Annotated in this window: 27 protein-coding genes; 14 read left to right on the top strand and 13 right to left on the bottom strand. The window is 59.8% G+C overall.

The window, feature by feature from the left end; all coding sequences use genetic code 11:
* Positions 1–90 precede the first annotated feature (90 nt).
* The 8 genes from ACYU81_RS00835 to ACYU81_RS00800 form a co-directional block, all read right to left on the bottom strand.
* Positions 91–891, bottom strand: coding sequence for a WecB/TagA/CpsF family glycosyltransferase (locus ACYU81_RS00835; protein ID WP_460985946.1), 801 nt, complete (start codon positions 889–891; stop codon positions 91–93).
* Positions 888–1,796 carry a P-loop NTPase family protein gene (locus ACYU81_RS00830; protein WP_449473029.1) on the bottom strand — a complete coding sequence of 303 codons (909 nt, stop codon included), beginning with the start codon at positions 1,794–1,796 and terminating at the stop codon, positions 888–890. Before ACYU81_RS00830 ends, ACYU81_RS00835 begins: the two co-directional genes overlap by 4 nt.
* A complete protein-coding gene (locus ACYU81_RS00825; RefSeq protein ID WP_460985945.1) occupies positions 1,793–3,151 on the bottom strand; it encodes a GNVR domain-containing protein in 1,359 nt (452 codons plus the stop codon). The genes ACYU81_RS00830 and ACYU81_RS00825 overlap by 4 nt, the downstream gene beginning before the upstream one ends.
* The gene (locus ACYU81_RS00820; RefSeq protein WP_460985944.1) at positions 3,148–4,569 is read right to left on the bottom strand and encodes an ATP-binding protein; all 1,422 of its coding nucleotides are present in this window, start codon (positions 4,567–4,569) and stop codon (positions 3,148–3,150) included. The genes ACYU81_RS00825 and ACYU81_RS00820 overlap by 4 nt, the downstream gene beginning before the upstream one ends.
* Positions 4,566–5,366: a polysaccharide biosynthesis/export family protein gene (locus ACYU81_RS00815; protein WP_460988079.1), complete on the bottom strand. Its 801-nt coding sequence runs from the start codon at positions 5,364–5,366 to the stop codon at positions 4,566–4,568. Before ACYU81_RS00815 ends, ACYU81_RS00820 begins: the two co-directional genes overlap by 4 nt.
* A gap of 43 nt (positions 5,367–5,409) precedes the next feature.
* Complete coding sequence (locus tag ACYU81_RS00810) at positions 5,410–6,483, bottom strand: hypothetical protein (protein ID WP_460985943.1); 1,074 nt, start codon at positions 6,481–6,483, stop codon at positions 5,410–5,412.
* Positions 6,484–6,883: 400 nt separating this feature from the next.
* Entirely contained in the window at positions 6,884–7,075 is a 192-nt protein-coding gene (locus ACYU81_RS00805; protein WP_460985942.1) for a hypothetical protein, read from the bottom strand.
* A 148-nt stretch (positions 7,076–7,223) separates the two neighbouring features.
* Positions 7,224–8,615 (bottom strand): sugar transferase, encoded by a 1,392-nt coding sequence (locus ACYU81_RS00800; protein ID WP_460985941.1) that lies wholly within the window; start codon positions 8,613–8,615, stop codon positions 7,224–7,226.
* A 936-nt stretch (positions 8,616–9,551) separates the two neighbouring features.
* Between ACYU81_RS00800 and ACYU81_RS00795 the strand changes: the two genes are divergently transcribed.
* The 5 genes from ACYU81_RS00795 to ACYU81_RS00775 all read left to right on the top strand — a co-directional run bounded on the left by ACYU81_RS00795 (position 9,552) and on the right by ACYU81_RS00775 (position 14,661).
* Positions 9,552–9,926, top strand: coding sequence for a response regulator transcription factor (locus ACYU81_RS00795; RefSeq protein ID WP_460985940.1), 375 nt, complete (start codon positions 9,552–9,554; stop codon positions 9,924–9,926).
* Positions 9,923–11,044 (top strand): YaiO family outer membrane beta-barrel protein, encoded by a 1,122-nt coding sequence (locus ACYU81_RS00790; RefSeq protein ID WP_460985939.1) that lies wholly within the window; start codon positions 9,923–9,925, stop codon positions 11,042–11,044. Before ACYU81_RS00795 ends, ACYU81_RS00790 begins: the two co-directional genes overlap by 4 nt.
* A gap of 2 nt (positions 11,045–11,046) precedes the next feature.
* Positions 11,047–12,018 carry a HEAT repeat domain-containing protein gene (locus tag ACYU81_RS00785; RefSeq protein WP_460985938.1) on the top strand — a complete coding sequence of 324 codons (972 nt, stop codon included), beginning with the start codon at positions 11,047–11,049 and terminating at the stop codon, positions 12,016–12,018.
* Positions 12,018–13,457, top strand: a complete 1,440-nt coding sequence (locus ACYU81_RS00780) for a glycosyltransferase family 2 protein (RefSeq protein WP_460985937.1) — start codon at positions 12,018–12,020, stop codon at positions 13,455–13,457. Before ACYU81_RS00785 ends, ACYU81_RS00780 begins: the two co-directional genes overlap by 1 nt.
* Positions 13,458–13,623: 166 nt before the next feature.
* A complete protein-coding gene (locus tag ACYU81_RS00775) occupies positions 13,624–14,661 on the top strand; it encodes a rod shape-determining protein (RefSeq protein WP_460985936.1) in 1,038 nt (345 codons plus the stop codon).
* A 195-nt stretch (positions 14,662–14,856) separates the two neighbouring features.
* Here the strand turns inward: ACYU81_RS00775 and ACYU81_RS00770 are convergent, their stop codons facing one another.
* Complete coding sequence (locus ACYU81_RS00770; protein ID WP_460985935.1) at positions 14,857–16,608, bottom strand: chloride channel protein; 1,752 nt, start codon at positions 16,606–16,608, stop codon at positions 14,857–14,859.
* A 63-nt stretch (positions 16,609–16,671) separates the two neighbouring features.
* Here ACYU81_RS00770 and ACYU81_RS00765 point away from each other — a divergent pair, with 63 nt between their 5' ends.
* From ACYU81_RS00765 to ACYU81_RS00735, 7 genes are all read left to right on the top strand, one after another.
* Positions 16,672–17,079 carry a MarR family winged helix-turn-helix transcriptional regulator gene (locus ACYU81_RS00765; RefSeq protein ID WP_460985934.1) on the top strand — a complete coding sequence of 136 codons (408 nt, stop codon included), beginning with the start codon at positions 16,672–16,674 and terminating at the stop codon, positions 17,077–17,079.
* Positions 17,080–17,757: 678 nt separating this feature from the next.
* Positions 17,758–18,933, top strand: a complete 1,176-nt coding sequence (locus tag ACYU81_RS00760) for a Fic family protein (protein WP_460985933.1) — start codon at positions 17,758–17,760, stop codon at positions 18,931–18,933.
* A gap of 250 nt (positions 18,934–19,183) precedes the next feature.
* Positions 19,184–20,350, top strand: coding sequence for a tyrosine-type recombinase/integrase (locus tag ACYU81_RS00755; protein WP_460985932.1), 1,167 nt, complete (start codon positions 19,184–19,186; stop codon positions 20,348–20,350).
* Positions 20,313–20,954: a hypothetical protein gene (locus ACYU81_RS00750; protein ID WP_460985931.1), complete on the top strand. Its 642-nt coding sequence runs from the start codon at positions 20,313–20,315 to the stop codon at positions 20,952–20,954. Before ACYU81_RS00755 ends, ACYU81_RS00750 begins: the two co-directional genes overlap by 38 nt.
* Positions 20,955–21,073: 119 nt before the next feature.
* Positions 21,074–21,283 carry a helix-turn-helix transcriptional regulator gene (locus tag ACYU81_RS00745; protein ID WP_460985930.1) on the top strand — a complete coding sequence of 70 codons (210 nt, stop codon included), beginning with the start codon at positions 21,074–21,076 and terminating at the stop codon, positions 21,281–21,283.
* Positions 21,284–21,447: 164 nt separating this feature from the next.
* The gene (locus tag ACYU81_RS00740) at positions 21,448–22,212 is read left to right on the top strand and encodes a DNA-primase RepB domain-containing protein (protein ID WP_460985929.1); all 765 of its coding nucleotides are present in this window, start codon (positions 21,448–21,450) and stop codon (positions 22,210–22,212) included.
* Positions 22,209–23,387 carry an AAA family ATPase gene (locus ACYU81_RS00735; protein ID WP_460985928.1) on the top strand — a complete coding sequence of 393 codons (1,179 nt, stop codon included), beginning with the start codon at positions 22,209–22,211 and terminating at the stop codon, positions 23,385–23,387. The genes ACYU81_RS00740 and ACYU81_RS00735 overlap by 4 nt, the downstream gene beginning before the upstream one ends.
* Positions 23,388–23,436: 49 nt before the next feature.
* Here the strand turns inward: ACYU81_RS00735 and ACYU81_RS00730 are convergent, their stop codons facing one another.
* Entirely contained in the window at positions 23,437–23,712 is a 276-nt protein-coding gene (locus ACYU81_RS00730) for a hypothetical protein (protein WP_460985927.1), read from the bottom strand.
* Positions 23,713–23,783: 71 nt separating this feature from the next.
* On the bottom strand, positions 23,784–24,011 hold the full coding sequence (locus ACYU81_RS00725) for a hypothetical protein (protein WP_460985926.1): 228 nt from the start codon (positions 24,009–24,011) through the stop codon (positions 23,784–23,786).
* A 114-nt stretch (positions 24,012–24,125) separates the two neighbouring features.
* Here ACYU81_RS00725 and ACYU81_RS00720 point away from each other — a divergent pair, with 114 nt between their 5' ends.
* Positions 24,126–24,506 (top strand): hypothetical protein, encoded by a 381-nt coding sequence (locus ACYU81_RS00720; RefSeq protein WP_460985925.1) that lies wholly within the window; start codon positions 24,126–24,128, stop codon positions 24,504–24,506.
* A 56-nt stretch (positions 24,507–24,562) separates the two neighbouring features.
* Here ACYU81_RS00720 and ACYU81_RS00715 read toward each other — a convergent pair whose 3' ends face one another.
* Positions 24,563–25,183, bottom strand: a complete 621-nt coding sequence (locus ACYU81_RS00715) for a hypothetical protein (protein ID WP_460985924.1) — start codon at positions 25,181–25,183, stop codon at positions 24,563–24,565.
* A gap of 143 nt (positions 25,184–25,326) precedes the next feature.
* Positions 25,327–25,584, bottom strand: a complete 258-nt coding sequence (locus ACYU81_RS00710) for a helix-turn-helix domain-containing protein (protein WP_460985923.1) — start codon at positions 25,582–25,584, stop codon at positions 25,327–25,329.
* Between the two features lie 86 nt (positions 25,585–25,670).
* Here ACYU81_RS00710 and ACYU81_RS00705 point away from each other — a divergent pair, with 86 nt between their 5' ends.
* A complete protein-coding gene (locus ACYU81_RS00705) occupies positions 25,671–25,940 on the top strand; it encodes a DUF5818 domain-containing protein (RefSeq protein WP_460985922.1) in 270 nt (89 codons plus the stop codon).
* Position 25,941: the final 1 nt, after the last annotated feature.

Genomic DNA, 25,941 nt, shown 5'->3' with positions numbered 1-25,941 from the left:
TCCCCCAAGCGGGAGGGGGGGCGCTCCTTGTTTTCCCCCTCCCGCGAGCGGGAGGGGGTTAGGGGGTGGGCCTGCGCAACCGCTGTCCCATCAGCCATGGCGATGCTTCCAGATTAGCCATAGCGCATGGGGATTGGTGGTGATGTAGCGCCAGGCCAACTGCCGGGGCCGTGTGACCATCCGGTGCAGCCACTCAAGCCCCGCATTCTGCATCCACATCGGCGCACGCGGATAGTCACCCGTCACATAGTTGAACAGGCCGCCGCAAGTGACGATCCACCCCGCCTTGATCCGGTGCCGGTTGCGGACGCAAAAGGACTGCTCGCGAGGCTTTCCCGTCCCGACCCACAGCACGTCCGGCGCCGCCGCGTTGATCTCCTCGATCAGCGCATCTTCCTCTTCCGCGCTCCAGAAGCCATTGCGCCGCCCGGCCAGCTTCAGGCCGGGCGTCGCATCGGTGATCCGCCGCGCACATTCGGCATTCACCTTCTCTTCGCCGCCCAGCAGATAATAGCGGACATCGCCCGCCGCCGCCTGCGGCAGGCTGTCTATGAACATGTCGGTCGTGCTCGACCTGTCGGCGATGGGCGTCTTGCTGAACCAGCGTGACGCCATGACGATGATTTGCCCATCGGCGTGGATCAGGTCTGCCTGAGCCAGATCGGCGCGGAACCCCGGATCGATAGCATTCATCGACAGCCCCTGTCCGTTGCAGTCGAACACCAGCAACGGCGCTTCCTTCTGCATTCGGCGCAGCGGCGCTTCACGCACCATCTTCGTAATCAGGGCATCAAGCGAGAGGGTGGAAACCGGCACGCCGCCGACCAGCACGCTCTTGTCTTGCGGCTCGACGGACGGAAAAGGCTGGGGGAGGGCTCGCTCTACGCTCATGCAATGACCGTCCCGGCGATCGGCACGCCCTGCCGGTCCAGATCGTCGATGATGCGGCGCAAATCTGCGATGGCGGTATCGCCACGCCGCGCCACGATGACCACCGCGTCGAAGCCCGCCAAAATGCTGCCGACCGGCGTCTGCTCGCCCTTGCGCTCGGCAAGGTAGAACAGCATCGAAGTTTCCTTAAGGCCCCATCCATTGGCCGTGTCGGCCAGCGGCCCACGTGTGATCAGGCTCGACGCACTGCCGGAGGCGCGCCCTGCGGTCATCAGCCACAATCCCTCGATGGCGGTCTTGGCCGCTGGCAGCAGGGCCGCGCTGCCCATCAACTGCTCCGCCAAACCCGCCTTGTTCGCTATCCGGAACAGACGGTCGAGCGACGGGTTGCCCATATCGACGTCAATCAACATCGTCTGCCCGTCCATCTGCGCGAGTACGACGGCAAGGTTCGCGGCCATGACCGCCGCCTCGTCCCCCGCATCCACGGACAGCACCGCCAGCCTTAGTGCGGATGGATCGCCCGCCTTCGCGGCTGACCGCATCTTCGCCCGGATCGTCCTGACCTTGGCTGCATAGGGACTCGCGGGATCGAAGGCTGCGACCACCGCCGGGTCGATCCGCTCGTCACCCGCTGGCAATAGCGAAAAGCCGCCTGCCAGCGCCGCCAGCAGATTTGCCGCCTCGGTATCCAGCGCGCCCATCTCAACAGCCGCCTCGTGGAAGGCAAGGCCATGCTCGCGCGCATGCATGTCAACGCGGGTGACGTCGGATTCCGCCAGGAACCCGTGATCCACCGCCAGCCTGGCAAAGCTCTGCTTGTCCCGCCCTCTGGGGCGTAGCGCAGCGGTTCCGCCGCCGGGCATTAACTGGGGTGGGGCGCCTGCCGTGGAACGCAGTCTCATGCGGCCTCCTGCCGATTGAGGAACCAGCCGCCCCGGGTCGGGACGGGCAGCAGTTCGGTGATGACTTCAACTTCGGTCGCCTTTGCGACACCAGCGGCGGATCGAACGCGAGGCTTCAGGATCTCGGCGATCACGACTGCCGCCACCCCGCCGATCAGGCCCAGAGCGACCCCAGCGATCAGCCACAGCATCAGATTGGGCTTGGCTGGCAACAGCGGGACGGACGCTTCATCCAGAAGGCTGGCATTAGGCTGCGAGATCTGGCTTTTCAGCGTAGCCTCGTTGAAGCGCTGCCGAACCGTATCGTAGGTCTGTCGTGCGGCATCCACATCTCGTTGCATGACCATCAACTGGTCTTGCACGTCGGACATGCGGATCATGCGATCTTCCTGACCCGCCATGTTGGACTTAAGGTCGCCTTCACGGCGGTTTGCAGCGACGCTGTTCGCATTCACCGCGCCCGCCTGGCTCGATCGCGCGGACGCCAGCTTGGATTGTAGTTCCGACAATTGCGCGTTCGCCGCGACCATGCTTGGGTGGTTCGGACCCAATGTCTTCGACAGCTCCGAAACACGGCCCGATTGGGTCGCGACCTGCTCCTGCAAATTCTGGACGATCAGCGATCCTTCAATGTCCGAAACGGACCCCGCACCCGCCTTGGATCGCGCCGCCGCCGCCTCGGCCTGCGCCTGCGTCAGCTGATAGGACATGTTCTTCAGCTTCTCGGCTTCAAGATCCATGCGGTTGATGCCGATAATGTCATGCGCCCGCTGGAAATCGGACAGGCGCTTCTGCGCCAGTTCGTAACGGCGGCGCACTTCCTGGGTCTGCTCGTCGAACCATTTGGCGGAACCGCGCGCGGGGGATGCGCGCAGTTCGACCTGTTCGCGCATGTATATCTGCGCGGCAAGGTTCGCGACCTTGGCCGCTACCGCCGGGTCGGCATCCAGATATTGCAGTTGCAGCACATTGCTCTGACGACCCGTCGTGACGGTCAAATTGGCCCGCACCCGGTCGGCGGCTTGCTGCACGCGCGCGTCGAGCGGAATGTCCTTGGGCAGGGCATCGACGAAACCGGCTTCCTTGGCCACGGCATTGATCACCTTGGCGGATCGGATGACATCGGTCTGCGTGCCCAGGATGCTATCCACCTCGACGCGAACGCCGGGCTGGTTGTTGGCGTCCGTGGGGTCCGTCTGCGACAGGTCCAGCAGTAGCGAGGTTGTCGCCGCATATTGGCGCGGCTGGACGAAGGCCAGAATGGCGATGATGAGGAACAGCGCGCCGCCCAGCAGCGCCGCCGTCCGCCATCGCGCCTGCACGGCCGACAGCAGATCGATCGGGTTCATGGTCATAGCCCGTCAACTCCTCGCAACATGGCCCGCATCTCTTCGGCGGGGGTGGGGGCAGGGGGCGTCGCTGGCACCGGCTGCTTCGCCATCAACAACAGAAATTGGGGCGCCAGCGTGTCTTCGAACATGAACAGCTCGCCGCCGGGCATCGGCGTGAGCGCGGGCTCCAGCCGCCGCATTGCATCGGCCGCCTGACCTTCATTGATCGATCCGCCGCCCAACACCTCATGGCCCAGCCGAACCAGCCGATCATAGGAAATGACCGACATCTGCGAAGCAGCCACGCCTGCCAGCGCTATCATCCGGCGGCTCGCATTGGCTTCCCACAGGACGCGACGGAACAGCGCGTGGGTCGCCCCGCTCATCTCCACCCAATCTTCGAGGGCAGACGCAAGGCCCTGCTCCACGTCGGCCAGCGTCATGCGCTCGCGTCCAGCGGACTCGGTGACGAGCGCCGCCTGCATGCCGAACAGCCGCGCATGGTAGGGCGACCCCATCGCCGCCCCCGCCAGCGCATCGAGCGCGTCGGGGTCAAGGCTCAGCCGCGCATTGTCCGCGCAGCTCATCAGCAGCCGTTCCAGCTCCAGCTTGGGGATCGGCGCGACCCGTTGCGGCGCGATATGCCGCCGCAATGATGGATGCGCCGCGATCAGCCCGTCCACATCTCCCGCGATGCCCACCAGCACCACCTGAACCGGCGAATGAATATCGGTCAGCAACTTCAGCAGCGTCGCAACGTCCGACTTGGCCTCATCAGACCGGACCCGGTCATACTCATCCAGGATCAAAATAGTACGCTGACGTACGTCCTCCACCAACAGGTTCGCCAACCGCGTTCCATCAATGGTTTCATTCATTAATTTTCGCGCTTTTTCCTGCCCAGCCCCACTCATCGGGAGCTCGCTCAGGAAAGGCCGGAACAACGAATCGAAGTCAGCGTCGCCACTCGCCGATCCATAAAGTGCAACGCATCCGGCCTCATCCGCCAGATCGCCAAATACCCGCGCCAGCGAAGTCTTGCCCGATCCGCGCGTACCAAAAATCACCGCATGCTTCCGCTGAACGACGATCGCCTCGACCAGCTTTTCCAGCTCGCTATTCCGCCCCGCCAGCCCATGACGATCCGTCACCGGCATCGCCGTGCTGAAAGCGCTGTAGATCGAATCCCGCCGCAAGCTGATCGGCTTCAGGGGCGCGGCCATCGCCCTCATCGAAAGGGCGCGTGGTACATCCGTCACCTCATCTGGCTGTTGCCGGAACCCCGGCGCCACGGGCGTGTCGAGCAGCAGCGGCTCAACCATTGCCGCGCGAGGCCCACCATTGGCAGTCTCGGTACGTGCCGTGCTGCGGCGAAAAGACAGGAGCCAGTCCCGCATGCCGCTGGACCGATCCTGCGCGAAGCCATGATCGATTGTCGTCAAAACAGCTTCTCCCGGATGATGAGGACGTCCTCAGGCTGAACCGGATCATCCAGGTTCGCCTGTATTTCCTTGCCTCCCCGGCGTACTTTTATGCGCTTGGTAGAACCTGCGAGCGTTGGCCCTCCCGCCAGCGCGAGCGCTTGGCGGAAGCTCTGACCCGGCGCGAACGAGAAGGCGCCAGGTTGCTGCACCTGGCCATAGACATAAACCTTCTCGGCTGGCGGGACGAACAGGATGTCTCCGGGCTTCAACTGACGACTGCCCCCGACAGCCATGTCGGCTAGCGAGATGCGGACGGCGCCGCTGCCATCGGCTGGCGTCAGGATGACGGCGTTAGCCCCGTCCTTCGTCGAGCCGCCAGCCTTGGCAAGCATCGACGCGACCGTATAATTGCGATCAAGCGGATAATTGCCCGCTTGGGGCACATTGCCCAGAACGGTCACGAAGCGGCTGACATAATTGCTCACCTCGACGTTGACCGAAGGATTGGCGAGGAAGCCTCCGCTCGCGTAACTGGCCGCGATTGCCTGAGCCAGTTGCGACGTCGTCTTGCCCCGCGCCTGAATCGGGCCGATCAAGGCGAGAGTGACAGTGCCGTCTTCCTTGATGCGGGTGGTGGATGACAGGTCTGGTTGACCGAAGATCGCAATCCTCACTTCGTCGTCCGGCCCCAATTGATAGCCTGCATCAGCTTGGGGCTTAGTCGACGGCGTCGCGGTAGTGACCGCCATTTCGGCCGTCTGCGCGCCAACGGGTGCTGCCGCGACGACTGCAAGGAAGATCGAGAAGCTGGTCAGGAGAGCCTCTGCTTTCACAGTTCATGCTCCTTTATGTTCGAGGTCAAAATCGGATCGCCGTGCCCAGTGTCGCCTGGGTTCCGCTATATTCAGCCACATCCGTATCGGTGCGCCGCTTGTACCGTTGCGCATCGAGCGAGATGTCGACGCGATCCGACAACTTGCGTTTCAGCATTGCTCCGAACCGCTGGTTGCGGTCGGCGGTTATGGAAAATGGGCGCAACGCGGCGTCCTGGCGGAACCTGCGCCGCTCCAGTTCGCCGTAGAGTCCGGCAGAGGTGAGTTCCGAAATGGTGAACTCGCCCTCCAGTCGATATCTGGTCCGGATGGCAAAACCACTGGCTATCAGGCTGTCGTTAACAATGCTGCGTTCTGTCGTGGCTGTCAGTTTGAGCCTGGGAACGATGCTGGTCGAAATACTCACATCCCAGCCTGGGCCATCATAATTGCCAACGGCTGCCGAATCGCTGCTCACATCCAGCCAGCGCACCTCGGCATCAAGTTGTGTGATCGGCGACACCTCACGCTTGAACCGCAGGCCATAGCTGTTGGTTCGATTTTCGATGCCAAGCTTGTTCCGATCGCTGTTCACGCGCTCGTAAAAGGCGGTCAGCGTACCCAGGCTCGGCATGTTATAGCCGATCCCGGCAACAAATGTGTCGCTGGTCTGATCCGCATAATCGAAGGCGTTATCGTTGCGGGTCATGTCGCGACGGTAGGATGCCACTGGGAACAGGCCCGGACGCTCGCAACTCAGGTCTGCGCCAAAAGCGGTGAACCGCTGCAGATTTTCCGTTTGCTGATTGATGTCGCCATAATCAGCGCGCTGCTGCCTGTAAGATGCAACGGGCGTGATGAAACAAGTCGCGCCAAAACGAATGACTGCCTTCGCCTCGGCGTCGAGCCGCAATTTGCTACGCTGCCCTTCCGAAATAAAACGATCATAGCCGACCCGACCTTTCAGCAGCAGGTCATGTCGTCCTATCGGCTTCCCATAAGTCAGTTCAGCCCAAGGCGTCACGATGATGTCGTCGGTGGGATCCTCCAGCCGATCATCCACACGATAAACATTGTCGTCATATAGAAGGTCGACGCCAGCCGTCGCATGGAGGCCCATCGTCTTGAGCCGTGAAGCGTCATCGACCGTCGCCGTCTGAGCGCTGACGGGACAGGGCAGAGCAGTGAGCGCAGCACAGCTTATGGCTGCGGCAATCGCCCGCGTGACCGGAGAAAGATCATGGCTTGCAGGCGCGTTAAAGCGCCTCCAAAAATATGGAGTGTAAGTGATAACCAAATGTGCAACCCTTTATTGCATTGCAGCAATCAGGGCATGCTAGGCGCCTTTGCGCGCAAAACGAACCTCTTAACATGCAGCTTGTCGCGACTATGCCACGCTTCGTTTCATCGTGAAAACGAGCGATCATCGGCGGTTTGGTGCGGTTGAGGACTGTTAATCTGCCAGCAAGGTATCAAACCGGACGCTGTTCATCTGGCAGCAAGATTAAGCTGAGTCTTGGTCAGAGCAAATACCAGATGATCGAACAGGTTGCAGCTGCGAAGGTGACGATCCCTGCCCAACGGGACAGAATTTCGACGCCGCGATCGGCGCGATCCGCGAAGGATGAATACACCAGTTTGGGCGCACAATCCTTGTTGCTATCAAAGGAAGAATGTTGCGCAACGGCAACCGGCGCAAGATCGTCTGCCACGTGATTTGTCCGCCCTGTTCGAGATAGCAGACATATCCTATTTTACGCTTAACAAATAGTTCACGTACGCGCCGATCGTCACTCATTCCGTCGCAAATTCAATGAGGTGGTGCAAAAATCCTACCTAGAGGGCGATACCGCCTGCCCTTCAGTAGGCGTTGCGGTGAATCAGGACGTTGAATGTACCGATCAGGATAGCGATGTCCCGCATCAGGCTCCAGCCGTGGAGATATTCCAGGTCAGCTTCTACCCGATTGAGAATGTCTCGGCGCGTCTCGGTAGCGCCACGGAATCCGCGGATTTGAGCAAGACCGGTGATGCCCGGCTTTAGTGCGTGCCGATGCCAATATTGGCGGTCGACTTGCCAGAATAGCTGTTCTTCCGCTGTCGAGCCCAGAGCGTGAGGACGCGGTCCCACCAGGCTCATCTCGCCTAGCAGAACATTGATCAGTTGAGGCAGTTCATCGATGCTGGTTTTGCGGATGAACGCACCTACTCGAGTGATGCGATCATCATCCCGTCGTGTGGATGAGGCGCCAGCGGCGTCGCATTGTTCAACGCGCATGCTTCGGAACTTCAGAATGTGGAACAGTCGATTTCCGCGGCCGATACGTTCTTGTTTGAAGAAGATGGGGCCAGGCGAATCGAGCCGGATCGCGATCGCGATCACAACCAGCAAAGGTGTCAGTGCGATCAGCAGCGGTACGGTGATGGCAATATCCAAAAGCCGCTTTTGCGCGCGGTTCGCGAGGTTGAGAGGACCACGCGCCACGACGAGAGTGGAAACGCCGCGGTAAGTTTGCACAGCCAAGGGCGCCATTGAATCCAGTTCCGGTACGATGATCTCGCCCAGGATATTGCCGCCCTTGAGCATTTGAGCCCAATCCGTCTTGCGATCGGCAGGACAGGATATGACCACACGGTCGAAATCGCGTAGCAAGGTGCCTAGCCTGTGCAGCATATAAGGATCGTCTAGGTCTGCCTTGATGCCTGCACCTTCCGCATCGACAATTACCATGCCGCTGACATCTTCAGGAATCATGCCGCCATCGATGATCATCAGTTGTGCGAATAAATTGTCGCTGAAATGTCGCCGCACCGTGCGAACGATGACCAGGCGCTGCATAACCAACAGAGTCGCACTGCAAAGAATGCCCGCCGAAATGCCCAGCCGCGAAAGATGACCGGTCGCCTTCAGCGAGAAAACCGTGAGCAGGAAGATCAGCAGCGTCCCAGCCAGCGCAAGCGATGCATTGCGCAAGCTGGGCGTTAATTGAGTCAGGCAGACGGGATTGAATGCCTGATTGTGGAAGGCGACGATCCCGTAGACGATCATGCCTCCGCCAAGTGGTTGCCATAGCCCCGAAAAGAGTAAGGGCACGCCAGCCGCGCGCAAGCCAAGACCAAAGCCAGTTGCGAGAGCGGCCATGTCCGCTGCCACGAGCAAGAGGCACAGCCAAAGCCTTACGTTCCGCTGAACGGCGGATGTTGTAGGCTGGCGACCGGGAAACCCCTCGATCGCCAGATCGATTTTCGACATCTGCAACCCTTTTCGTGTCCTGACGTCAACTACGCTTCATCCTGAAGGACGAATGTGTGCATCAGGCATCCGCTGCCTTGTGATTATGTTGCGGAGCAGCAGGACATAATTGCATCGGGCTGGCAATCATTGCTGGGACGCTCGGATGCTCTTTTCCGACGATCCGTTAGGATGGGAAGGTACGGCGCCCCACATCTGCGACGATCCGAAATTCAATGGCCGAAATGTGCAAGCGAAAATTTACCGCACTTACGAAGCGCTTGTTCGAATCAGTCCGTCATTTTCGCGAATCAGGCAGCGAACCACCAGCCGAGAAGGACAAGAGTTCCAGCCAAGGCGATCGGTCCCGCCCAACGCGATAAAAACTGCACGCTCGCCTCGGCGCTTTCATGGGTGAACAGCCCCGCGCGATGATGAGGTTCTGCGGGGCGGCTCCGAACGGCCGTATCGTGACGCGGCCCCGACTGAAGTTCTGCCCCGTCGGAAGTCTCATCCTGAGGTTGAGGTGACAGGTCGATCATCTGCAATAGCCCCAATGCGATACGCCCCTCACAAATAGAACTTTTGATGTAAAAAAGAAGAGCTTTCTACTCGATTTGTAAATTTTGGTGAGCGAATTCCGCATCATTTTGGGGCGTGCGGCACATTAACTGAGCAGTTCGAGACCCGCTGTTAAATCATGGCGCGTCCGACATCCAATTTGTCGGATGCGTCGTCCACTTCGGGGGCACGGCAAACCTTGTCGCGCCGTTTCAATTTCTCGCCCCAGCGCCCAAATCAGCTTTCCACAAAGCATGGCAAGTCTGCCAAAACGTTTTTCCGCTACGGCGAATTGAACCAAAATGGTGGTTTAGCCATTGTTAAGAAAAGAAATTTTTCGCACTAGTCGCACGTAGCTGATACTTAAGGGATCGGCGAGAAAGAGGAACAGGTCAGGTGGCGCATATCCTGGTCGCAGACGATGACGATCTGCTGGGCGAACTGGTTCGGTTCAAGCTTGAAGCGGCAGGTCACGATGTGACAATCAGGCAAGACGGCGCATCTGCGCTGCGGGAAGCGCGAGGAGGGGAATACGACCTCCTCGTGCTTGATGCCATGATGCCGGTAATGTCCGGTCCCGATGTACTCAGAGCTTTAGCAGAAGAGCGACCTGGGATGCCGGTTGTCATGCTGACGTCGCGGAAGGCGCAGGCCGACGTATTGGCGGCTCTGACCGCGGGCGCTCGTGACTATTTGACGAAACCGTTCATCCCGGATGAACTTGTCGTGCGGGTAAACGCCATCCTGAAATCCGCGAGGCCCGTTCAATGAGCCTGCTCGTTCTAACGATTGCAGCGGCATCCGTCACGCCGGATGGTACGATTGTTCCGCAGCGCGCGGAGTTGATCGCACAAGCACGGGCAGCCTTGGCACGGCAAGACTTCGCCGCCGCAATTGGCACGCTGGAGCAGGCGGATGCCGCCAATCCAAATGACGCGGAAATCTTGCGCATGCTTGGCAGTGCCTATGCCTTTGACAAACGCTATCCGCAGGCGATCTCAGCGCTCCGTCGGGCAGAACTGCTGGCACCAGAAGACCTCGACATCCGCGCAGCGTTGGCGCGCGCTTACCTGTGGTCTGGTGACCGGGCAGCGGCAGAGCGGGAGCTTGTCGCCATGGAGCAGCGCGCTCCAGCAAATGCGGACGCTGTTGCGATCAGGCGTCAATTGGACGATCGCGATCCTGCCAGTGCCGCGCCGTCGCACTGGGGTTTGGCGGCCACGCAGAGCGTTTCCCGCGTGTCCTTTGCCAATCGGCCCAGCCAAACCTGGTATGACACAAATATCGCTCTTTTCGGCGCCATTGACTCCAAGACGTCGGCAGCCTTGACTGTGGAAAGAGAAGACCGGCGATCATTTGCTGACACTCGCCTCGAAACCCGCATCGACCATCGGTTTGGCAACAAGCTTCGGACCTTCCTCGCTTTAGCCGTGACGCCGAATGCGAATTTCCGGGAAAAATGGGGCGTGACAGCCGGAGTGGAGGCCGACATTGCCTCATTTGCGACGGTGCTGGCTGACTTGCGGCATGCCGAATATCGCGATGCGTCGGTCACCGTCTTTCAGCCCGGCGTTCGGCTTGCAGCGCAAAGGTTGGGACTTGCTGCCACCGTCCGGATGATCAACTTGTGGGATGAAGATGGCACCCACCGATGGGGCGTGTCGGGCCGAATGGATCGCACCTTCTCGGGCGGGGCAACACTCTATGTCGGAGCAGCCACCTATCCCGATACGGAAGCAGGGATAACCCGGCAGGTTCATTCCCTGTTCGCGGGCGTGACGGTGCCGATCGCTGACAAGGTCTCACTTCGGGCAGGGGTCGACTATGACCGCCGTCGCGCTACCTACAGGCGGACAGGTGGGACGTTAGGCCTCCAGGTCAGGTTCTGATCGTGCCGGGTTTCCCCATTGCCGATCATGTTGCCCGGATCGCCATATTCATATCCGTCTATGGGGCGCTGGTGATGGCCGCTTGGCTGCTCTTCCTGGTGATGCGTCGTGATCGAAAGGAGCGCGCCAGCGTCGCCAAGGCGGAATTGACCCGCGCCCTGACGAGGGAAATCATGGGGGCTGGCCAGAATATCGCCGCGTCGCCCGCTTTCCAGTTCGCCCGCCCTGCTGAACGGCTGGCGGCGATCAGCCGGATTGTTCAACTACTCAGGGGTGAAGACCGAGAGCGGCTCGTTGCCCTGGTGGAGGAACAAGGGTTGCTCAAGCAGGCGTTGCTGGCGGCAAGGCGGTCCCGGCCGAGGCGGCAGATCGACGCCCTGCGACTACTCGGCAGCATAGGAGGAGGGCAGGCGATCGATATGCTCTACCTTGTGCTGCGGGAGGATCCGAAGCTGGACACCCGGTTGGAGGCCGCGTCGTTGCTTGCTCGGTTGGATGCCTTGCCTCCGCCGAATGAGTTGATTGACCACCTGGACCTGCGAAGCGCGCAAATCACGCCGCTGCATCGAACCTTGTTTAGGTTGATCGCTGCACGCCATCCGTCCGAACTATTCAGCTTGGCTCAGTCCGCCGATTTGCCGCCAGCGGTGCGGGCACTGGTGATTGACGCCCTTGGGTGGACGGAGGATTTCTCTGCGCTTCCACTATTGGAAGCTGCCGCCGCCGATACCCATGCGCCCGTTCGTCTGGCCGCATTGGATTCGGCGGCCAGATTGGGGCACCCCGGCAGCGCCAAATGGATATTGCCGCTTTTGAACGACCCCGTGCCTCCCGTCCGTGCCAGAGCTATCCGCGCCTGTCAGTTGATGAGGCTGAACAGCAGCCTGCCTGCTATCGCGGAATTGCGCAAAGATCCTTCGCCCTGGGTACGCCTTCGCGCGCAGCAGGCTCAACAGGTGCTGGGGACTGCCTGATGGGGGTGGGTTCTATATCCTCGACGTTGGAAAGCGTCGGGCTGGGCACCATGGTCGCGATAGGTATCCTGTGCTTTCTGGTCGTGACCGTCCGCAATCTCGTTTCGACCATCCAGTTGCTGCTTGCTGCGCGAGTCTTTGCCACGCGTGTCAGACCTGCTCAGCGATCCTATGACCTTTGGTCTCGCTATGCCGACCTTGCCCTCCCCGTGTCTGTGATCGCACCCTGCTTCAATGAAGAGTTGTCGATCGCAGACAGCGCGCGCGCCTTGCTGGCTCTGGAATATCCGGACCATGAAGTGATATTGGTCAATGACGGGTCCAACGACGCAACCTTGTCCGTCCTGATTCAGGAGTTCGATCTACGCCCGATTGAACGAGAACAATTGGCGGTACTCCAGAAAACGCGCATTTTGGGCATCTTTGGCTCCGCTCGCTATCCGAACCTCATTCTGATCGACAAGGAGAATGGGCGGAAGGCGGACGCCGTGAACGCAGGATTGGGCTTTGCCGCTGCCCCGCTGGTTTGCGTCATCGACGCCGATTCCATTATTGAGCCTGATGGCCTGCTGCGCGCTGCCGAGCCTTTCATGACGGATGATGGTTCGTTGATGGCAGTAGGCGGAGCCATTCGCATCGCGAACGGATCAATTGTCGAAGGCGGGCATGTTCGCCAGATTCGGCTGCCGCAGCGCTGGTTGCCGCGCTATCAGATATTGGAGTATCTTCGAGCCTTTCTGACGGCCCGCATCGCCAATGCGCGGCTGGATATGCTGATGCTGATTTCCGGAGCCTTTGGCATATTCCGGCGGGCGCCACTGGTGGAAATAGGCGGGTATCGGCACGATACGGTTGGCGAGGATCTGGAAGTCGTCACCCGCATCCATCGCCGGATGCGGGAGCAGAAGCGGCCCTATCGCATTGCCTTCGTTCCTGAAGTGGTATGCTGGACCGATGCGCCCGAAAGCTGGCGAGGACTGCGTAACCAGCGCGCACGGTGGGAGCAGGGCGCGCTGGAGACGATTGTCGAGCATCGGCGCATGCTGTTCAACCCTCGTTACGGCCGTATCGGGCTGATCGGTATGCCGTTGATCGTGATTGAAGATGTGCTCGGACCGCCTTGCGAACTGTTCGGCTACCTTCTGATCCCCATCCTTTACTTTTTGGGGATCGGATCGGGCACGGTCGTGCTTGCCTTCTTCTCTCTGACGGTGCTGTTCGGAACCGCGCTCAGTCTTGGAACCCTGGCGCTTGAGGAAATGCAGCTCAGACGCACGCCGAGTGCACGCGACCTTTTCATGATCGGCGTCGCTGCCGTTGTTGAAAATCTGGGATATCGCCAGGTGAATTTGGCCTTCCGGACTTACGGCATATGGCGTTTCTACAGAAAGGACAATCGTTGGGCCGCCGCGGGGAGGGCGGGATTCTCCAGAGGATGAGCGTTGTTCCGGGCGAGGGCGGATTTTCGAATGCGCTAGTGCTACGGCTCGGTCTTTCGGTTGGACCCGGTTACCAGACGGGTCGTCGCAGGGCTCTTCTGCTCGCGTAGAGGCATCGGCAGGGCGAGATCAGCTTTTCCCTCCCGCAAAAGATTGCCTTGTTTCGATGAAATTGCCCCGGTTTTTTTCGTCCTCTGCCTTTGACATGGCCATCGACCTTGGCACTGTTAACACGGTTATCCATGTCCGCGACCGGGGGATCGTCCTCAATGAGCCGTCGGTCATCGCCATCGAAACCCGGCAGGGGTTCCGTCGCGTAAAGGTCGTAGGCAATGAAGCCAAGCTGATGATGGGGAAAACGCCCGCCAATATACAGGCGATCAGGCCTTTGCGCGATGGCGTCATCGCGGACATCGATGTCGCCGAACAGATGATCAAGCATTTCATCGACAAGGCGCTGAACGGCAGCCGCTTTGGTCGGCGGCATGAGGTTGTCGTGTGCGTTCCGTCTGGGTCGACCATGGTGGAACGGCGCGCGCTACGCGACGCCGCCGCCAATGCCGGGGCCGCCCACGTCCAATTGATCGAGGAACCGATGGCGGCGGCGATCGGCGCGGGATTGCCGGTTACGGAACCGCGCGGCGCGATGGTGGTCGACATCGGCGGCGGAACAACCGAAGTCGCTGTCCTGTCACTGCGTGGTATCGCCTACAGCAATTCGGCGCGGGTCGGCGGCGACCGGATGGACGATGCGATCGCATCGCATATCCGGCGCAACCACAACCTGCTGATCGGCGAAGCAACGTCTGAACGGGTGAAGTGTGAACTCGGCGCGGCGACGCTACCCGATGGCGAAGGACGGCGGATAGTGGTCAAGGGCCGCGATCTGGTAAATGGCCGCCCTGCCGAAATGACGATCAGCGAGGCGGAAATCGTGGACGCGCTTGCAGAACCCGTTGGCCAGATCAAGATGGCGGTCAGGACAGCACTGGAAAAGACCGCGCCAGAACTGGCGGCCGACATCATCGAGGAAGGCATCACCCTCACAGGCGGCGGCGCGCTGCTGCGGCGACTGGACCAGGCGCTGATGGAGGAAACTGGCTTGCCAGTAAAGGTCGCGGAAATGCCGCTGATGTGCGTGGCAATGGGAGCGGGCAAGGCTCTGGAAGATCCCGCCTATCAGGGCGTTCTGGCCATTTCCTGATCGTCCGGGGAATCTAGGCACTGAGGCGCGGAGAAAGGTGGCTCAGATGGCTCCGCCCAACAGGGTGGTCTATCGAGCAATATCGTTTCTCATGCCCCAAATTCCTTCCTTGGGTTAGTGATTGGATCAGCGGGCTTTGCGGGCCGCCAGACCGTATCGCCTTGATCGTATACACCCGCCGACCGAACGGCTCGGTCACCCCCTCGTCCGGGCCACCTCCGCACCGCGATGGACGGAGCGGAGCTTGAGCAGGTCCTGCCGCGCCACAATGCCGATGACCCTGCTCGATGCGGGCTCAACGATCGGGATGCGGCCGATGCCTGCATCGACCATCATGTCCGCGATGCGACTGATCGGATCACTCGGCGTGCCATAGGGCTGCGATGCATCGGACAAGACTTCTGCGAGGGTCGCTTGCACGGGCGCGCCGTCCACCTGCCAGCGCAGCGCATCAGAACGGGAAACAAGGCCTATGAGCCGCCCTTCCTTGTCCACCACCGGGTAACTGCGATGGACGGCCTGCCCCGCAAAAAAGGCAATGACCGCACCAATGGACATTGTCCCCTCCAACGTCTGCGGTTCTCGCGTCATCACTTGCCCTGCCTGAAGGAAATCGAACGGATCAACGGTATATTCCTGAAGCACATGCCGCCCGCGCCGTGCGATCTTCTCGGTCAGTATCGAGCGCCGCATCAGCAGTACGCTCACCGCATAGGCTCCCACCGACGCCGCAATGGTCAGCGGCAGCATCGCGAAATCCCCAGTTAGCTCCGCTGCGAACAAGGCGGCGGTCAGCGGCGCGCGCATCGCCCCGCTCATCGTCCCGGCCATCCCGGCCATTGCCCATAGCGCGCTCCCGCCTGGCAGATATTGGCCCAGCAAAAAGCCCAACGCTCCGCCCAACATCAAGAGCGGCGCCAGTACGCCGCCCGACGTGCCGGATCCTAGCGCGATCAGCCACACCGCCGCCTTAACTACCAGCAGCGCCAGCGCCACCCGCACCGCCAACGACCCGTCTAGAAGGCCCCTGATACTCTCATAACCCGCGCCCAGCACGTGCGCGTCCACCAGCCCGCCGATACCGACGGCAAGCCCCCCGATCGCTGGCCACCACATCCAGTGGACGGGCAGACGCCCGAACATATCTTCGATCCGATACAGCAGCGCGGACAGCAACGTCGCTTGCACCCCCGCGATCACCCCCATGCCTAGAGCGATGCCGATCAGCACGGGAGTGAGTATAACCGCATGATGCACGGGAAAGAGCGGCCCGCTTTCGATCAGCACTGGCCGCCACAGCAGTGAGATCAGCACTGCAATAACCACTGGCACGAAGCTGCGCGGCTTCCACTCGAACAGCAGAACCTCAACGGCGAGCAGGATGGCGGCCATTGGCGTGCCGAAGATCGCTGTCATACCCGCCGCCGCGCCCGCGACCAGAAGAGTTTTGCGCTCCGCCGCGCTCAGATGAAAGAGTTGAGCGAATAGAGACCCGATCGCTCCGCCGGTCATGATAATCGGCCCCTCGGCGCCGAACGGGCCGCCGCTGCCGATGGAAATGGCAGAGGAGAGGGGCTTCAGCACCGCGACCTTGGGCGACAAGCGGCTTTCGCCATAGAGGATCGCCTCGATCGCTTCTGGAATGCCGTGCCCCCGAATCTTCTCCGACCCGTAACGCGCCATCACGCCCACGATCAGGCTGCCTATGACCGGAACCGCGATGACGCCGATCCCTAGCGTGTTGTCCGTGATCGCAGCAGGCGCGTCGGAGAGGCGTCCGAACCAGAAGAGATTAGTCGCCACCGCAATCGCCCGAAGCAACAGCCATGCGCCCAGCGCGCCGCCCGTCCCCACGATCAGTGCGGCGGCGGCCAGCATAATCATGCGTAGGTTGGCGCTATGATCGGCGAGAAGGCTTTGCGATGGAGAGGAGGTCGATGATGTCATGCGGGGAGCAACTATATCGCACTGCGATATTTATCAATGCCCCTTGGCACGCTATGATGTTGCATGGCCGATCAGTTGACCGACAATGACTATGCGGCCCTTGCCGATTTCCGCTTCTCCCTGCGGCAGTTTCAGGCGTTCAGTGAAAGGGAGGCGGCGCAGTGCGGTCTGACGCCCCAGCAGCATCAAGCTCTCCTCGCGATCCGCTCCGCGCCAAGGGGTAAGGCGACGGTCGGGCATGTCGCGGAACGACTGATCCTGAAACCCCATAGCGCGACCGGCCTTGTCGACCGACTGGAGGCGCTGGGCCTGGTACGGCGGCGTTTATCCGAGCAGGATCGCCGACAGGCGCTGCTCGAACTGACTGAGCAGGCGCACGGGATACTCACCACACTCAGCGCCGCGCATCGGCAGGAAATTGGGCGGCTGCGGCCGCTGTTGATGGAGTTATTGGAAAGGGTTGGGGTTTAAGGAGCAGGCCTTGCGCGCTTCGCGTAAATTCTACGCGTAACGCGTCACTTCGTCATGTTTTGAGGTGACATAGTGGGACCGCAGCCAGCCAGACTAGCCGACGGCCCGCTTCTGTGAAGCGAAATCCGGTCGCGGCATCCGGGACGTGGAAGCCCTCACCGCATGTCCATTAGAACAAGGCGCGGCAACGCCATGGCGGGATGAAATGCTGCATTTTTCAGGAAAAAATGGTGGACGCACTAGGGCTCGAACCTAGGACCCGCTGATTAAGAGCGAGGCTTAAGCTCTTGTTATTGCTTGTCATTATGCGTCATATTGCGTCTTGGGGAACACGAAGACGTATCTTCGACCCGCTGATTCCGTGGCGTATTGCTTCAGGTCCGATCATGCAAGTTCGGGCGTCCGGGACCCCCTTGATACCCACACGGAAGATCGTCGATTTTCTGGGTATCAGAGCGGTGGAGGGCAAAGGCCGCGTGATCCATCCGCTAGCCTAGCAGCAGCGTGATATCGATCGCGGCGGTGCGCGTCAGGGAAAATCCCATTTCGTCGTGCCATAACCAGAAATGCGTTAATAACGGATGGTTGACTTTTGTGCACGATAAGTCACGATGTCGTTATTAATAGCCGGAGGAAGGCACGGTGTCGTTCCTATCTCCACACCGAGTTGCAGATGCCATGACGAAGCGAACAACGGGCGAATATGAAAATGTGGTCGCAGGCGGAGAGAGCGTCCCCGCGTTCCTGCCTCACCCATTGCCGCCGCGCGATCCCGCTTTTGCCATTTCCGAGACACTCAGTAGGCGGCTACGTGCTGCGGAGCAGGCCTTGGTGCGGCTTGATCTGGCAACCGAGATGGTGCCGTCGCTTGACTGGTTTCTCTATGGGTTCGTCCGCAAGGAAGCCGTGATCTCATCACAGATAGAGGGGACGCAGGCGACACTGCTCGATTTGCTGAGCTTCGAGGCGGATGACGTAAATGCGCCTGATGCCGACGTGGAAGAGGTCTGCAACTATCTTGATGCCTTGAACCACGTCCAGCAGGAGTTAGCGAACCCCTCGGGTATCCCGATTTCCATGCGCCTCCTGAACGATGCACATCGCAGATTGATGAACGGCGTGAGGGGGGCAACCAAGCAGCCCGGCGAAATCCGGCGCAGTCAAAACTGGATCGGGGGCAGCAGGCCTGGCAATGCGGTGTTCGTGCCGCCACCGCCCACACGCTTGGCGGAATTGCTTAGCGCGCTCGAAAAATACATCCACGCGGATGATGACTTGCCCGCGCTCATTCGTGCCGGACTTGTCCATGTGCAATTTGAAACCATCCACCCGTATCTCGACGGCAACGGACGCATAGGCCGTTTGTTGATTTCGTTGCTGCTCCAGCATTGGGGGCTGCTCCGCGCGCCCTCGCTTTACCTCAGCCTGTTTTTCAAGCGTCATCGTGCCGAATATTACCGTCGGCTCGACGCCGTGCGGACGCAAGGCGACTGGGAGGGCTGGACCGATTTCTTTCTCGATGGGGTCGCAACCATCGCCGACGAGGCGGTGACATCGGCGCGGAATATCTTCGCTATCGTCGGCCAAGATCGCGCTCGGCTGTTAGCGAGCGATGCCGTTTCCGTATCCGCCGTCAGGCTGTTTGAGGAACTGCCCAACCATCCGATCGTCACGGTCGCGTCAGCCATGACCTTGCTTGCAATCAGCAAGCCAACCGCGATCCGGGCGATCGAAGCGCTAGTGTCGGCTGGGGTTTTGACAGAAACAACCGGCAGGCGTCGGGATCGCAGCTTTGCCTATGCAGCCTATGTCGATCTGCTTCGGATCGGTACGGAACTCGGAGATGATCGATAAGAAACCGGTTTATCGATCACCGGCGCGCCAACACGTAATCGCGTGAGGCCGCAAAACCCAGAATCAGTGTCGCGGCACTTGGTCCGAGGATCGTCAGGACGGCTTGGTCTAAAGTACCCCCCGGTCGTGTGCGATATGGTCAAATCGCATCACGCTGAGCTTTCCCGATGCAGGTCCTTCGGACGCTAGGAATTTCTTTGAGATTGGTGGATTTCCGTGATTATTAAGGTGTCATTCGAAAGGATGACACATGCAGAAGGCCCTAACAAACAAGACACTTGAAGCGTTGAAACCGCAAGCGAAGCGCTATGAGGTTCATGATCTTCATTGCCCCGGAATGAGCGTTCGAGTTTCGGCGCAAGGGCAAAAGGTCTTCTCGGTCAAGTTCCGCTACGGGCTTGATCAGAAGCGGATGAAGCTCGGCGTCTTTCCTCGCATCACATTGGCTACGGCCCGCGAAAAAGCACAGGATGTCTTGCGGCAGGTTGATGAGGGTATCGACCCAACCAGGCGCAGGCGCAATCCTGACATGAAGGTGGAAGCGGTGTGCGGGGAATTCATCCGACTTCACGCGAAGGCACGCAACAAGAGCTGGCGCGAGGCCGAGCGCATCTTGGAACGTGAATTCGTCGGCACTTTTGGGCAACGCGATATCCGCGACGTCAAACGGTTCGACGTGCTGGAAATCATGGACGCCGCCGTTGCGCGCGGATCGACCTATCAGGCGAACCGCATCCTTTCGAACATTCGCAAGCTGTTCAACTGGTGCGTGGAACGCGGCATCGTTGAAGTCACTCCCATCAACGGCCTCAAGGCTCCGACCAAGGAGGAGTCGCGCGAGCGGGTGTTGGAGGATGATGAAATCGTGAGATTGCTGCGGGCATGCCGTAACGATGTTTATCCCTTTCGCCAGTTCGTGCCGGTCCTGCTTGCGACGGCACAGCGCCGGGGCGAGTTGGCCGAAATGCGCTGGAGCGAAGTCGATCTCGAAGCCAAGCAATGGGTAATTCCCGCCGGGCGCTCGAAAAACGGGAAGCCGCATGTCGTGCCACTGAGCCCTTATGCGCTCGACGCACTGAAAGATGTGCCGCGTTTTCTGGACTGCGATTATGTATTCACGACCACCCGCAATTCGCCGGTCAGCGGATTTTCGAAGATGCTGCGCCGCCTGTCCGAAGGCTCTCAGACATCCGATTGGCGATTGCATGATCTTAGGCGAACCGCCGCGTCGGGCATGGCTAGGGCGGGCGTTGCGCCGCATGTCGTCGAAAAGGTGCTGAACCATATCAGCGGCACAATTTCCGGTGTGGCCGCCGTCTACAATCGCTATGCCTATGACGCTGAGAAGCGGGAGGCGTTGGACAATTGGGGGCAGGTTCTTGAAGGATTTCACGGCAGAAGCGGAAACGCTGTTTGACGATAGCGCCATGGGTGAATTGGCAGCTATCATTGGCATCAAGGATGACGCGATGCTGTCGGCATTGAGGGCCGACCTGATCGACCTGTGCGTTCATTTCCGCACCGTCATTGCGACTTTGCCCTGTGACTTGCCCGGTGCGCCGTTCAATCTTTCACTTACCAAACGGGCAGATTGGCTGGAAACGAACGTCATTAGCCCAAGCGAGCGGCTGCTCGGGGCAATTGCCGACGAGATGCGGCCGATGTTTTCGACTTGGCCGTATCCGCTGAGTGTGCCTGAGTTTCCGGACCATGCGTCGCTAATAGCGGAGCTGGATGCATTGCGGTCGCGGGCGGTCGATCTTCGGGATTCGCTTCGGAGCCAGCAGGCCGATGATGCGGGACATAGCCAAGAACTGCGAGCGGAGTTGTTCGCGGCAGTCGCAAGGTTGCTACGCAAGCATCGCCCTGACGTGAAGCCGAACCGGGGTGTTTACGATTCAGATTTGCGTCGTCGTGTAGGCGTTTATGTCGATGCCATGCGGTTGATTTTTCACAAGATCACAGGTGTTGAGGAGAATCTTGATCGGCTCATTCGCGGGGAAATAAACCTCCCGTCTTAGAGGCTTCGGGCACATTGGAACGGAAATCCAGTTCCTTGGTGCCATTGCCTCTATAGTAACTCTTCGCCGTCTGGGAATATTTCATTGCCGTCAATCACGACAATGAAAAGGAACTCGACATGACGGCACCACCATCAAACAGGATATTGCTAACACGCGGCGACTTGCCGCGCCTTGGCCTAAACCTCTCGCCATCAACATTGCTCCGGTTGGAAGCCGCGGGCCAATTCCCCAAACGGGTCCGTATCGGCGCGCATTCGGTCGCGTGGTTGGCATCGGAAATCCACGCCCATATCGAGGCGCTGGCATCGGCTCGGGAGGGCGTGTGATGAATGTGCCGTCTCGATATGCGCCGCTTGTCAGCTCCGAGCGGCATTCGCGACGTGATGCCGCGATCATCCGATTTCTCGACGAAATTTGGGCTTATGCTGAAAGGGAATATACCTTCCTCTATACTCGACGGGCAGGCACTGAACGAATGGCCTGCCACGCCATGAGGGGTGACCGCGCCGCCACGATCGCTGATCTGCTGGAATGTTACCCCCCAGAGGAACACGACTATTATTTCTGTCCCAATGCGTTCGACGCGCCGCGCAATACCAAGGAGCGGGCGCTATCAACGCGCTACGCATGGTCGGATATCGACGATGCCAACCCTATGCGTTTCAAGCCGTCGCCCAATATCCTCTGGGAAACTTCGGCAGGACGATTTCAGGGGCTATGGATTTGGCGGAAGGTCGTTCCCGCTCGCGAGGCGGAGCAATACTCGAAGAACCTCTGGAAGCTGTATGGAGGTGACAAGGGTGCGTGGTCTGCCAACAAGCTGCTGCGGGTGCCGGGCACGATCAATCACAAACCTGAGCGGCGGGGAGAGACTGTCCGCCTCCTTCGCTTTGATGCGGAGCGTAAGCGGGTTCCTGAAGCGATCCGTGATTTGTCGGATGTGGAACGCGCTGAAGTAGGTCGAGCCGGGGTCGATCCATCTCGGCACGTGCCCCACGATGTCATGCGTCGCTATCGCCGAAGCATGGGCCTTGTCGCCGGGACGCTAATGACATCGCGCAAGGTCATGCGGTCAGATCGATCCGGTGCGGTATATCAGATCGTATCCGCCATGATCGCAGCGGGCGCGGTAGACGATGAGATCGCCGCCGTGCTGTTGGCCAACCCCTATTTCATCTCCAAGTGGGGCGGGGACGCAGGAGAGGCAGAGCGTCAAATCCATCGCATCCGCGATCAAGCGGAGACCGGGCGATGAGCGGCAATCAATCTAAAGGAGGTCTTGTCATCAAGGGCCCCAGCCGCTCGCGCGAACTGCGAAGCTTCGTAATTTCGCTTGGCGCGCGGGGGCTTTCTCGCAAGCAGGCGCGTCCGATCGCCAAGGCATATGCTGGGACGGTGACCAAGCCGCCGATCGAGGGGGATGAGTTTGCGGCGGCTTGGAAAGACGCTTGGGCCGAACTCATGGAGGAAGAGCGGGAATCCTACTTCGACGAACTGATCAACGTTCAGAACAAAAAGGCGGAATTCCTCCTTTTCCCCTACCTGCCTCAAGGCGCGCTGACGATCATGGACGGCGATCCCGGCATGGGTAAATCGCTGGTGACGGCACAACTCGGTGCGATGGTCACGAAAGGCAGCGAATTTGCCAACGGGCAGCGATCGGGAAAGGGTCGCGTTCTATACCTATCTCCGGAGGATGAACCGGACCGCATCTTACGTCCGCGCCTTGAAGCGCACGGCGCTGATGTGTCCAAGATTCGGTTCATGAACGCGCCTTTCCTGATGGACGATTTCGGCATCGAGGTTTTCCGGAGGGAATTGATCGCTCATCCCGCCGCATTGGCGATCATCGATCCGTTGTCGGCGTTCATACCCTCTTCCGTAGATATCTACCGAGCGAACGAAAGCCGAGGGTTCATGCGGCCGCTCGCCATGTTGGCGCGCGATCTTAATATGAGCATCCTTGTCGTCCGGCACATGCGCAAAGCGTCGGCTGAGTCCGCGATCCAAGCTGGACAAGGATCAATGGACTTTATCGCTTCGGTTCGTTCGGGCTTGGTTGTTATGGGACATCCAGCCGACCCGGAAACGCGAGTTTTCGCACAGTCGAAGGCAAACTACTCCAGAAAGGGACCATCGATCACATTCGAGGTTGTCGGCTTCGATCAGGACTCAGTGCCGAAAATCCAGTGGAACGGGGAGATTCCGCAGACGGCCGATCAGCTTGTGCAGTCGTCGAAAAAGCCGACTGCACTTGAAGGGTGTGCAGCGATGATCAAGGACATGGTGACAGGCGAGGGCATCAAGGCCCGAGATGCCTTAGACCGGCTGACGGCGGCAGGTTATTCGGCGCGCACGATCGACGATGCGAAGGTCATCGCAAACGTCAAAAGCGGTCGTGGTCCTGGTGCGATGTGGCGGCAAGGATGATAAAGAGCGCAATATTCGCGCATACGTCGATATTGCGCTCTTTTGGCTTTCATTCGGGTGCAGCCGCCAGCGCCTTCCTTGCTTCGCCGAGCGCTTTTGAGCCAGTGGTCCATTGCCAAGGTTGCCGCGCGACATGCTCCTTGCCGAGGTTCGGGTATTGCCGCGTCTGTTTGGCGGCCAGCCGAAGCAGCATTCGGGCATCGCGCGGCGGGATCTTCATTTCGCGGGCGAGCTGCTCCAGCGTGACGACTTCGGGCTTAAGGGCTTCTGCCGTACCGGCTTCGACGATCGGGACGGCGGGCTTCGCGATGTTGGTCGTAGTCATGTCGGTCATCTCCTTAGGTTGGGACCGACATTTCCAATAAGACGGGCGCGGAAGGCGTGTCAGGAGAAATCCTAGAAATCTTCGTCAAAATCCATAAGGGGGATCGTGAAGGTCGTTAAACCATCGGTGAATATATATTCATCGTCATCACTTCCGATTTCGAAGGTATAGCGATGCCCGTTCGCGTCAATGTGGATGATCTCATTGGGATCGTAGACCACATTGATCGTAGTGTCGGGGAACAATGCCTGAGCGTGCGATAACAGGTGGGTGCGGTCGAGCTGTTGGTCGTCGGACATGATGGTCTCCTTTCGTTGACCATCACCCCACTAAGATCATGGGCTGCTCGAAGTCAGGAAAAATCCCGGAAGCATCGAGTTTTCTCTTCATCCTGAAGGGTTATATTCCGGGTCATGAAGAAGCATCTTTCGACACTGGATATACCGATCAAGTCGGCGGTGATCGCGTGGCAACCGGCGTTCCTGCGTCGGAACAGTGGCGATGCGGTTGGCGGCGAGGTAGCGGTTTTTAAGTTTCTCGATCCCGGTGAACGCTCATTCGCCATGACCCACGGCGCGTGCTGGTGCGACTGGGCTGAGCAATCGGTGGACGAATTGATCGACGCGCTGAATTGGCTCAAGCGCATCATGGTCCGAGAATACGGAATTACCACAGACCGCATCGAAGCCGCGTTCGCCTGTATCCCTGAATACCGCCGACATCAGACCGATAGGGGCAGGCGCGAGAGACGTGGCGAGGTCGCGAAACGGCGTTGCTTGGTCAGGACCCGCTGATTGGATATGAGGCTATCGCGAAGCCCAAACGGGCGGAAATCGGAATCTCGGACCTGCTAACGAGCATCGCCGGGTATCCGCTGGGGACCAGACCGATCAGCAAGGTCACGCAGCCCATCGAGGTATAGCGTCTTCGCTTCGAATTCCGCTTGGTGAAGGCGTCTCACCGTATCGATGCGATTGAGCCCACGCAGTCGCGGCTGACCACCCGACCCGCACAGGCGGCTGCGCAGTTTGGCGGTCTTGCGGCGGGCGCGGGAAACATCGTTCATGCCTTGTACCGCATAGCTCAGCCGTTGCGCTTCGCGCGAGCCGAACCGACCTCCGGCATAATAGAGCACTTCGCAGCGCCCACCGGAAAGCGGGCAAAGGAAATAGCAGCGATGGCCGCCGAATGGCGATGGCACCATTTCGATGGCGACATGCTGATTGATACCACCATCGCGCATTTCACCGATGATCGTCATGACGCCGCCGCGTTCAATGTCGCTGAGATCGATGCGAAGGCGCACGCTGGATGCGCTTAGCCCGTCAATCAACCAGCGCACCGTGTCGCATGTGCATTCACCAGGGCGAACGACGCCCAGCCGCCGCAAAACGCGAATGTCGAGCGCCAGCATTTCCTCAACATTGCCGATATGTGTTGATCGCTGCGCGCCCGATCCAATGCCGCCCATGAATTCCTCCTGCGTCTCGGACGCCATCATACATCCGAAACCGTCCGGTCTCAGGCCCAGCCTCCGCCTCTTCGGACGGTGGCCGTGTGCCTCTCAAGCTGGCTATTCAACGAAATACTGTGGCTTGGGGTAGGGTTCAGCCGCTAATCGAGTAGCCGCCCCGGCGTTACACCCAAGGCCGTAGCGAGCTTGTCCACGACGGTGATCGTCGGGTTCCGCGCTCCGCGTTCAAGGTCGCTGATGTAGGTGCGGTGCAATCCAGCCTCGTCCGCGAACGCTTCCTGCGACCATCCTTTTCCCTGCCGCAGCAGGCGCAGATTCCTCGCAAGACGTTCCCGAATATCCATGCCCGCGACATGGACCGCCATGTAGCCAATCAGTCTACAGACAATCGGTGACAATTCACTTTGCCAGACCGCCGCCACTTTCTTATCGATGTCACTTATCGACTACAAGGAAGGGTGGCTATGCATCGCCGGACTAACCAATGCCGCTAGGCACGCTTCACACGGTTGAGGGGATCGTGCGCCGAGAGCCGCGCCGCTTCGTCCTTGCGGTTCATGGCGGCGGAGAATGGGAGCTTGAGCCGGGTCGCCATGTCGTGCGGTACGTTGATTGTGCGGTCGTGATCGAAGGCGTCCGAACCGGCTTTGATCGGCTGGAAGTCGTGCGGATCAAGCGTGAGGGTGAGGAATGGCCCCCTGAACAAAGCTGGACGGCGTGGTTCGACCGCTGGAGAAAGCGGCGGGACGGCTAGC

This window comes from Sphingobium sp. TomTYG75 (assembly GCF_054771635.1).
Note: the sequence above shows the minus strand (reverse complement) of the source record. Positions and strands in the feature narration are given on the sequence as shown.